Origin of the sequence: Pseudomonas sp. AP42 (assembly GCF_001728935.1) — a bacterium.
Classification (GTDB): Bacteria; Pseudomonadota; Gammaproteobacteria; order Pseudomonadales; family Pseudomonadaceae; genus Aquipseudomonas; species Aquipseudomonas lactis.
The window spans coordinates 20,276-30,566 of record NZ_LYSO01000075.1 but is presented as its reverse complement, the minus strand read 5'-3'; the positions used below and the strand labels follow the sequence as shown (position 1 = coordinate 30,566).

General features: G+C 60.8%; 8 protein-coding genes. 7 read left to right on the top strand and 1 reads right to left on the bottom strand.

The window, feature by feature from the left end:
- Positions 1 to 315 precede the first annotated feature (315 nt).
- Positions 316 to 945 (bottom strand): LysE family translocator, encoded by a 630-nt coding sequence (locus A7K61_RS21575; protein ID WP_069558333.1) that lies wholly within the window; start codon positions 943 to 945, stop codon positions 316 to 318.
- A 168-nt stretch (positions 946 to 1,113) separates the two neighbouring features.
- On the opposite strand from A7K61_RS21575, the gene A7K61_RS21570 reads away from it, so the two are divergent.
- The 7 genes from A7K61_RS21570 (at position 1,114) to A7K61_RS21540 (ending at position 10,222) form a co-directional block, all read left to right on the top strand.
- Complete coding sequence (locus A7K61_RS21570) at positions 1,114 to 1,629, top strand: sigma-70 family RNA polymerase sigma factor (protein ID WP_044273581.1); 516 nt, start codon at positions 1,114 to 1,116, stop codon at positions 1,627 to 1,629.
- Positions 1,616 to 2,566 (top strand): FecR domain-containing protein, encoded by a 951-nt coding sequence (locus A7K61_RS21565; protein ID WP_069558332.1) that lies wholly within the window; start codon positions 1,616 to 1,618, stop codon positions 2,564 to 2,566. Before A7K61_RS21570 ends, A7K61_RS21565 begins: the two co-directional genes overlap by 14 nt.
- 105 nt (positions 2,567 to 2,671) lie before the next feature.
- On the top strand, positions 2,672 to 5,158 hold the full coding sequence (locus A7K61_RS21560) for a TonB-dependent siderophore receptor (RefSeq protein WP_069558331.1): 2,487 nt from the start codon (positions 2,672 to 2,674) through the stop codon (positions 5,156 to 5,158).
- A 416-nt stretch (positions 5,159 to 5,574) separates the two neighbouring features.
- Entirely contained in the window at positions 5,575 to 7,014 is a 1,440-nt protein-coding gene (locus A7K61_RS21555) for an undecaprenyl-phosphate glucose phosphotransferase (protein WP_069558330.1), read from the top strand.
- On the top strand, positions 7,014 to 8,474 hold the full coding sequence (locus A7K61_RS21550; protein ID WP_044273578.1) for a mannose-1-phosphate guanylyltransferase/mannose-6-phosphate isomerase: 1,461 nt from the start codon (positions 7,014 to 7,016) through the stop codon (positions 8,472 to 8,474). The genes A7K61_RS21555 and A7K61_RS21550 overlap by 1 nt, the downstream gene beginning before the upstream one ends.
- The gene (locus A7K61_RS21545; RefSeq protein ID WP_069558329.1) at positions 8,474 to 9,385 is read left to right on the top strand and encodes a glycosyltransferase family 2 protein; all 912 of its coding nucleotides are present in this window, start codon (positions 8,474 to 8,476) and stop codon (positions 9,383 to 9,385) included. The genes A7K61_RS21550 and A7K61_RS21545 overlap by 1 nt, the downstream gene beginning before the upstream one ends.
- Positions 9,386 to 9,391: 6 nt before the next feature.
- Entirely contained in the window at positions 9,392 to 10,222 is an 831-nt protein-coding gene (locus A7K61_RS21540; RefSeq protein WP_069558328.1) for a polysaccharide biosynthesis/export family protein, read from the top strand.
- Positions 10,223 to 10,291 lie beyond the last annotated feature (69 nt).

Below are 10,291 nucleotides of genomic sequence, written 5' to 3'. Positions count from 1 at the left end.
GGCCGTTACCGCAGCAATGGATATACACACAATCCAACTGTGTCGCCTGCCAGGCCGCCTTCGCGAGCAAGCCCGCTCCCACATTGGGATCGTGGGGTTTCAGGTCGATATGGGGCGGCTGTCAGGCCGCCATCGCAGGCAAGCCAGCTCCCACAATTGGATCATGGGTGTCAGGTAGATAGGTGTCGGCTGGTAGGCCGCCATCGCAGGCAAGCCAGCTCCCACAGTTGGATGGTGGGGTGTCTGGTAGATGAGCATCGGCTGTCGGGCCGTCACGGGAGCAAGCTCCCTCGCCACAAAGAAACTTGCGTGGCTTCAGGCAGGACGCGACATCACCGCCAAACGCACAGCCAACGCCATCAACACCGCCGCCAAGCCCCACTTCTGCAGCCAGGCGCTTTTTGTGCGCTTGGCGAAAAAGCGACTGAGCGCCCCGCCAAACAGGCCCAACAGCACATGAAACACGCTCGCGATCAGCGTCAGCACGCCGCCCAGCACCATCAGTTGCAAGGCGATGGCCCCCGCCTCGGGCCGCACAAACTGTGGCAGGAACACCATGAAAAACAACAACGCCTTGGGGTTGAGCAAACTGTTGAACATGGCCTGCAAAAACACCCGGCCCAACGCCACCCGGCCGACGTGAGGGGTGTCCAGGCTGGGGCGCTTCTGCAGGGTTTTGAAGACCAGCCACAGCAGGTAGATCACGCCCGCATAACGGATCAGGTCGAATGCCGGCGGCCAACTGGCGACCACCGCCGTCACCCCCATGGCGGTCAATGCCGTCAGCAACAGGTCGGCCACGCCGATCCCCAGGGCCGAAGCAACGCCGCCGCGCCAGCCATGGGTGACACCCTGGCTGATGACAAACGCCATGTTCGGCCCCGGTGACAGCAACAACAGCAACACAGCGCCGGAAAAAACACCGAGTGTGACGAGGCTGATCATGGTTGAACCGTCCGCTGGGAAAAACCCAGATTAATCGGCGCTGGCAGGCCCTACAAAAAATTGTGCTGGATACATTGCTCACGCAGCGAACCCAGTGATTGCTGAATGCCACGACCAACGTCTAGAATGCGAAACATTATCAATTAAGCCTGCTGCGCCAGGATGACCATGTCGAGCGATCACCCACTGGACCCTGCTGCCATCGGCCAGCTTTACCAAGCCCACCATTCCTGGTTGCGAGGCTGGTTGAGCCGGCGCACGGGCTGCCAGGAGCGCGCCGCTGACCTCGCGCAGGACACCTTCGTGCGCCTGCTCAACGCGCGTCAGCAACAGACCTTGCAGCAGCCGCGCGCGTATCTGAGCAGCATCGCGCGCAGCTTGATGATCGACCAATACCGGCGCCGCGAACTGGAACGCGCCTACCTGGAAAGCCTGGCACACTTCCCGCAAGTAGAGGTGCCGAGCGAAGAAACAAAGCGGCTGATCCTCGACAGCCTGGAGCGCATTGACCGTCTGCTCGACCAGCTCAAGCCGAGGGTGCGCGAGGCGTTCCTGTTGGCCCAATTGGACGGCCTGACCTGCCCGCAGATCGCCTTGCGCCTGGGCGTGTCCAAGGCAACGGTGGAGCGCGACCTGTCCAAGGCGCTGCACGCCTGTTACCGGTTGCGCTATGCTGACTCCTGACTCGCGCCTGGTCGACCAGGCCATCCAGTGGATGATCAAGCTGCGCTACAACACCGCCGACGACGCGAGCACCGCGGCCTTTGAACAGTGGCTGCACACCAGCGACGCGCATCAACAGGCCTGGCATCGGGTCGCCACCCTGAATGATGATTTCAACCACTTGCCAGCGCATGTCAGTCGCCATGCACTCGACGGCGCACGCCAGCAAGTTAGCCGTCGTGACAGCCTGAAAATGCTCGGGCTGTTTACCGGCGCAGCAGGTTTAGCCTGGTTGGGTCGCGACTACACGCCCCTGCCAGCCTTGATGGCGGACTACCGCACCGCCACCGGCGAGCGGCGCTGGGTGGTGTTGGACGATGGCAGCAAGGTCCAGCTCAACAGCGCCAGCGCCGTCGACATTACCCCTGGCGCCGAACAACGGCTGGTGAACCTGCGCCAGGGTGAAATTTTGATCAATACCGGGGCCGACCACCGTCCGCTATGGGTGCATACCCGCGACGGTTACCTGCGCGCCCTCGGCACGCGCTTGCTGGTGCGCGAAGAACCCCAAGGCACCCTGCTGGCCGTGCAACAGGGTGCGGTGGCGGTGTTTGCCAATCGCCATGACGGCGCCGCACGCCAGGTGATCAAGCCTGGGGAACAGGTGGTGTTCAACCGTAGCGGCATTCGCCCGTCCCCCAACAACGGCCTGGACCCCTGGGCCTGGAGTGACGGCGTGATCAGCGCCCACAACATGCGCCTGGACGACTTCCTGGCCGAACTGGGCCGCTATCGCAATGGGTTGCTGCGGTGCAGCGAAGCCGTGGCGGGGCTACGCGTTTCTGGCACTTACCAACTGGATGACACCGACCAGGTGCTCAAGTTAGTGGCGCAATCGCTGGCAATCGATGTGACCTACCGCAGCCGCTACTGGGTGACCGTCTCCGCTCGAGTGTGACCGGCCAAAAATAAATGAGGTGAATTCTCATTGCCACTCGACCTGTAAGGAAAGGCCGATCAACAGGCCGGTGTTGTCCACTTCCTTCAGGAGCATCCCGCGGTCATGCAAGCGTTCCCCTCCAAACGTTCACCCCTCAGACACGCCCTCAATGCCACCCTCCTTGGCGCGTGCGTGGCGGCCAGCGCCTTGCCGTATACCGCAAGTGCCCAGGAGCCCGACAGCGAGCGCCAAGCCCGCGCCTGGAATATTGCGCCTGGGCCTCTGGCGGGCGCCCTTGATCAGTTTGCGCGGCAGGCCGGTATCAGCCTGTCGTATGACGCTGGCAGCGTGGCAGGCAAAAGCAGCCCGGGGCTGAGCGGCACCCTGGCCCCACAACAGGCCCTGAACCGGTTACTTCAAGGCCAGGGGTTGCAGGCTCAGAGCCAGGGCCAGAACGCTTGGTTACTGCTACCTCCGCAGCAAGCCGGCTCGGCGCTGAACCTGGGCGCCACCACCATCACCGGTGATCGTTTGGGCGCCACCACCGAAGGCAGCGGCTCCTACACCACCGGCGCGGTGACCATCGGCAAGGGCGAACACAGCCTGCGACGCACGCCGCAATCGGTGAGTGTGATGACACGCAAGCTGATGGATGACCAGAACATCACCACCATCGACCAATTGCTGGAGCGCACCCCAGGGATCACCAGCTACGAATCGCCCATGGGCGGCAAGTATTTTTACTCCAGGGGCTTCAAGATGCTCGGCCAGTACCAATTCGATGGCGTACCGCTGGACATCGGCAAGGACTACATACAAGCCGACAGTTTCAGCGCGAACATGGCGATTTATGACCGTGTGGAAGTGCTTAAAGGCGCTGCCGGAATGCTCAAGGGCGCCGGCACCGCCAGTGGCGCGGTAAATTTCGTGCGCAAGCGGCCCCAGGCCAAGCCCACTACCAGCCTCGGGTTGTCGGCGGGTACCTGGGATAACTACCACGCCGAACTCGACACCGGCGGCCCGCTGAACGACAGCGGCACGGTGCGTGGTCGAGCATCGGTCAGCCAACAGAATCGCGGCTCCTACATGGACCTTGCCAAGCGCCAGGACCAGGCGTTTTACGCGGCCCTGGACATGGATGTCAGCCCTGACACCACCCTGGGCTTCGGGGCCAGCTATGAGGATGTCGACTCCACGCCGTGCTGGAGCGGCCTGCCGCGTTATCGTGACGGCAAAAGCCTCGGCCTGAGCCGCTCCACCTGCCTTGGCCAGGCCTGGAACGATTGGCAAAGCCAGCGCACCACGCTGTTCGCCGATATGACCCATCACTTCAATGACAACTGGAAGCTAAAAGTCAGCGCTGTACACAGCCGCAACCTGCAAGACATCAAATACGCGGCCAGCGAGAGCACCGTGGACTATGGCAACCCGGCCCCCACGCTTACCAGCTACGCAGCCTTGCTGGACTACGATCACAAAGACTACGGCCTGGACGCCTATATCGACGGTCAATTTGAAGCCTTTGGCCTGCAACATGAGTTGATCCTCGGCGCCAATGGCAGCCGTGGCACTCAGGACGATGTCTATGCGATCCGCAACCTGCCCCAGCGCCAAAGCGTCTTCAACCCCAACCACCACTTCCCGGAACCTGCCGACGATACCTTCTGGCCCAACATGTACCGTGGCGGCACGGTCAAGGAAACCGCCACTCAATACGGTGCCTACGCCACCTTGCGCCTGCGTCTGGCCGAACCTTTGATGCTGGTTCTCGGCAGTCGCGTCAGTTGGTATGAAAACCGCCGTGAGTCCCTGAACCTGGCCTGGGGCGAGTGGACCGACCAGGATGCACGCACCAAGGAAACCGGGGTGGTCACGCCGTTCGCCGCGCTGATCTACGACCTCAATGACAACCTTTCGGTGTACGCCAGCTACGCCGATATCTTCCAGCCCCAAAGCTCCTACGCTACGGTCAGCGGTTCGGCCCTCAAGCCGAAAATGGGTGAGAACTATGAGTTTGGCATCAAGGGCGAATGGTTTGACGGGCGCCTGAACAGCTCCCTGGCGCTGTTTCGCGCCATCGAAAAAAACGCCGCCCAAACCGACTTCATCACCCGCTGCGGCAGTTCCTCGGACGGCTACTGCTATACCGACACGGGCAAAGTGCGCGCCCAAGGCGTGGAAGCCGAACTGAGCGGCGAATTGCTTGAACGCCTGCAAGTGTTTGGCGGCTACACCTACACGCAAACCAAGAACCTGAAGAACATCGACAGCGCAGCCGAAGGCGCGGTGTCCAACACCTACGTACCCCGGCATATGCTGCGTTTGTGGGGCGACTATCAGTTGGACGGTGCGCTGTCGAAATGGACCGTCGGCGCAGGCGTCAACGCCCAAAGCAGCAACTACCGATTGCAAAACATCAAACTGGAACAGGCCGGCTATGCCTTGTGGAATGCGCGCCTGGCGTATCAGGTGGACGACACCTGGACGGTGGCGCTCAACGGTAACAACCTGTTCGATAAAAACTACTACCAGACCGTGGGTACCTCAGGCTGGGGTAATCTTTATGGAGAGCCGCGCAACCTCACGCTGAGCCTCAAAGGCAAATTCTAAGCCCTGCACATCCCCCCTGTAGGAGCGAGCTTGCTCGCTCCTACCATAAGGCCTTGCGCCATCGTCAAAAGCTTTTCGTGGCTGGCAGGCAAATCCCCAGTTTGTTCCTACACTCCAAAAAGCCATCATCGATTCTCGATTATTCTGAAATACCCACCATGCACGTCAACAAACCGTCATATCATGGAGACCTTGAGAGGACTATCGAAGAAAACGGACAAAAAGCCAAATCATTGACACAAATCCTCAAAGGAGCCACTATTTAGCCATCACCCAGTAAATGCCTGCGTCTAGACAGCCATTACGGATTACCCAGCAACAGAGGTCGTTCGATTTGCACCACTTGTAATGCATACCTGCCTTATGGATGAGCAAACGAATAGGAACGTTCTGGTGGTGTATTGAGGATCTGATGTATGCGCGGTAAATCGTCCGTTGATAGCCTGTTTTTGACTCGCACCGGTTTCGTTGAGTTTTTTGTCGTTTTCGTAAAACTGCTTCACGGGCTGACCGCAATCTCGCCGGCGATCATCCTGTTGTTCTACCCGGACCCGGTCGCAGAACACATGCGCACTCACTACCTGGGCCTGCTGGCGTTCTTTGCGATTCTGACCATTATTTTGTTCCAGGCCCTGGGGGTTTACTCCGATGACCTATTCAGCAATCGCCTGCGTTTTCGCGTGATGCTGGTGGCTTGGGTCTCGGCGTTTTGCATTCTGTTGTTCATGTACCAGATCCTGCTCCTGTTCCCGCAGTTGAGCCCACGCAACCTGGTGTTCTGGTTTTCCGCGAGCCTGCTGCTGTTTGGCGTGGAGCGCATACTGATGCTGCGCCTGTACCGCCATTTGATGGACAACGGCAAATTCCTCCAGCGCACCGTGATCCTGGGCTTTACCGACACGGCCGTGCATGTGGCTGAACACCTGTCGCGCAACAGTGACATCCGTTCCGGCCTGATCGGTTTTATCGACGACCGTACCGAGCGCATTCCCAAGGAGTTGAGCCGCTTGCCGTTGCTGGGCAATACCCGCGACCTGGAAAAGCTGATCCGCTCCGAACAGGTCAACCAGGTGATGATCACCCTGCCCTGGGCCGCCGAGCAGCGCATCAATGGGTTGGTCAAGCGCCTGCGGCAGATGTCGGTGAACGTCATGCTGGTGCCGGACATGGCCGCCCTGCGCTACGGCCATAACCGCATCACTGATGTGGGCGGCATCCTGATGTTCAACACCTCGCAATTGCCGCTGCGAGGCTGGTCGCCCTTTATCAAGCGTTGCGAAGACCTGCTGCTGGCCAGCATCGGCCTGTTGCTGCTGTCGCCGGTGATGCTGGTGACGGCTATCGCGATCAAACTCGATTCCAAGGGCCCGGTGCTGTTTCGCCAGAAGCGGTATGGCTACAACGACAACCTGATCCGCGTGTTCAAGTTCCGCTCAATGTACGTCGAGCAGACCGACCTCAACGCCGAGAACCAGACCACGCGCCAGGACCCGCGCATCACTCGGGTCGGCAGGATCATCCGCAAGACCAGCATTGATGAGCTGCCCCAACTGTTCAACGTGCTGCTGGGCAATATGTCGATGGTCGGCCCGCGCCCCCACGCCACGGCCACCAAGGCTGCGGGGATTCCTTTCGAGGAAGCGGTCAGCGAATACAGCTCGCGCCATCGGGTCAAGCCGGGCATTACCGGTTGGGCGCAGATCAATGGTTACCGCGGCGAGACCGATACGCTGTTCAAGATTCAGAAACGGGTCGAATACGACCTGGAATACATCGCCAAATGGTCCGTGTGGCTGGACCTCTACATCGTTTTCATGACGGTCCCGGCCGTTCTTTCCACCAAGGAAGTCTATTGATGAACCCACTTAACGGATTGATTCCCTGCATCATCTCCGGTGGTTCGGGTACGCGGCTATGGCCGGTTTCGCGGCAGAACATGCCCAAGCCCTTCATGCGCATGCGCGACGACCAGAGCCTGTTGCAGAAGACCTTCCTGCGGGCCAGTCACTTGCCGGGCGTCGACAGCATCCTGACCGTGACCAACCGCGACCTGCTGTTTCGCACCCTGGACGACTACCGCGCGGTGAACACCCAGCGCCTGGGTCTCGACCTGCTGCTGGAGCCGTTTGGCCGCAACACCGCCGCCGCCATCGCTGTGGCTGCGTTGCATGTTCAGGAGCATTTTGGCGCAGACGCGCAGTTGCTGGTGATGCCGGCCGATCACTTGGTGCTGGATGAAAGCGCCTTTGCCCAGGCGGTGGAAAAAGCCCGCGCCTTGGCCGAAGCCGGTTACCTGGTGACCTTTGGCATCCAGCCTGACCGAGCAGAAACCGGCTTTGGCTATATCGAACAAGGGCCGGCACTGGGCGCTGGCTTCAGGGTGCAGCGCTTTGTCGAAAAGCCCGACCAGGCCACCGCTCAAGGCTACCTGGACGGCGGCAAGCACCTGTGGAATGCCGGCATGTTCTGCTTCAAGGCCGCCACCCTGCTGGAAGAATTGGCCAGCCACGCACCGGCAGTTTTAGAGGCGGCCAAGGCTGCGCTGGAGCACAGCCAGAGCCTGCAAAACAGCAGCAGTCGCCAGCGCGAGCTGAGCCCGGAAGGTTTCGGCACCGCGCCGGATATCTCCATCGATGTGGCACTGATGGAAAAATCCGCCCAGGTCGCGGTCGTGCCCTGCGACATCGGCTGGAGCGATATCGGCTCCTGGGAAGCCCTGCGCCAACTCACGCCCAGTGACGACAATGGCAACCAGATCAACGGCGAGGCGATCCTGCATGACGTGCATAACTGCTACATCGACTCGCCCAAGCGGGTACTCGGTGCGGTGGGCGTGCGTGACCTGATCATCGTCGACACCCCCGACGCCCTGCTGATCGCCGACGCCCATCGCAGCCAGGACGTGCGGCATATCGTTGCCGAACTCAAGCGCCAGAATCACCCGGCGTTCAGCCTGCATCGCACCGTCACCCGGCCGTGGGGCACCTACACGGTGCTGGAGGAAAGCACGCGGTTCAAAATCAAGCGCATCGTGGTCAAGCCCAAAGGCTCGCTGTCCCTGCAAATGCACCATCACCGAAGCGAGCATTGGGTGGTGGTCAGCGGCGCGGCGATGATCACCAATGGTGAGCGCGAGATCCTGCTCAACATGAACGAGTCCACCTACATTCCCGCCGGGCACAAGCACCGCCTGACCAACCCCGGCATCATCGACCTAGTGATGATCGAGGTGCAGAGCGGTGAGTACCTGGGTGAAGACGACATCGTGCGCTATGACGACATCTACGGCCGCGCGCCGGTTGAAGTGAAGCCCTGATGCGTACGTCATTGATCATCCCCACCCGCAACGCGGCCAGCCACCTGGACCGCCTGTTGCCAGCCCTGCGCATGCAGACGTTGCAGCCAGATGAAGTGCTGGTGGTCGACAGCGCATCGAGCGATGACACAGTGGCGCGCTTTCGCGAATTCGGCGCGCGCGTGGAGGTGATTGACGCCCGTGATTTCAACCACGGCGGTACCCGGCGCTGGGCCAGCGAGCAGGTGGGCGGCGACGCCTTGATCGTGATGACCCAGGACGCGATCCCCGCCACCGCCGAGACCTTCGCCAACCTGATCAGCGAGCTGCAACTGGACCCGCTCAACGGCGTGGCCTATGGACGGCAGCTGCCGCACCCCGGCGCCGGCGTGCTCGGCGCGCAGTCGCGGCACTTCAATTACCCGGCGGCCAGCCGCACCAAGCGCCTGGACGATGCAGCGCAACTGGGCATCAAGACCTGCTTCAGCTCCGACTCGTTTTCGGTGTACCGATGCAGCGCCCTGAGCGCGGTCGGCGGTTTCCCCCAGGATGTGATTGGCAGTGAAGACGCCTATGTGGCCGCGCGCATGCTGCTGGCCGGTTACCAGGTGCGCTATGCCGCGAGTGCGCAGGTTTATCACTCCCATGATTACCGCTTGCTGGAAGAGTTTCGCCGCTACTTCGATATCGGTGTGTTCTACGGCCGCGAGCCGTGGATTCGCCAGGCGTTTGGCGACGCCGGCGGCGAAGGCAAACGTTATGTGCTGGCCGAACTGCACGCATTGCGCGAGGCCAACGCGCTGTACCGCGCCCCCGAAGTGGTGGTGCGCAGCGCCTTTAAATTGCTGGGCTATCGCCTCGGCCACCTTGAACGCCACCTGCCCAACGCGCTTAAACGGCGCCTGGGCATGTTTTCCACCTACTGGACTTGAGCCGTCATGAAGACTATCAACCGACGTTTCCGTCTTACCCTGCTCGGCCTCTTGAGTGCCTCAATCTGGCTGGCTGGTTGTTCGACCCCCGCGCGGGTGCCGCTTCCTGATAACGACACGCTCAAGGCCGGCCATCAAGCGGCGCTGACCCTGGCCGACCTGCCGCCCCCGCAGGTGTTGATCCAGAGCGGCGACTCACTGCGGATCGTGCGTGATGCCCAGGAGCCGGCGGCGGCCGATGACATGACGATATTCGTGGTGCGCCCTGACGGCGTGATCTCGGTGCCCAACATTGGCCGGGTCAAGGCGGCCTTGCGCACGCCCGAAGACCTGGGCAAGGAAATCACCGAGAAGTACAAGCGCATCTACCGCGAACCGGCGGTGACGGTGAACATCGCCAGCGCACCGAGCAACAAGGTGTTTATCGGCGGTGCGGTGTCCAACCCGGCCTTTTTCGACCTGGCCGGCAACGTCAGCGTCGAGCAGGCGCTGCTCAGCTCCGGTGGTGTATTGCCCTCGGCGGATGCCTCCAACGTAGCCTTGCTGCGCACCGGTCCCGACGGCAAGTACAGGACGTACTTCATCAGCCTGGAAAGCATGCTGACCAACCCCAATCACCCGCGGGTGGCGTTGCAGCGTGGCGATTTGATCTTTGTGCCGCAGTCGGGCATCGGCGCGACGGTGGAGGCTGTGGATATGTACTTCACCAAGCTGTTTCCGATCAACAAAGGGATTGGTATTGGCTTGAATTACGACCTCAACGACAGCGGCGTGAAGAACAGCGGGAACACGACTAATGGCCCTATAAACGTCTTTCCATCAGCCACAACTCCTTGATCGTTACCTGATTGGCTTGACTGCAATTTTTCGCATTCAGCGTTAAACAATTTTCAATGGAGTAATCCT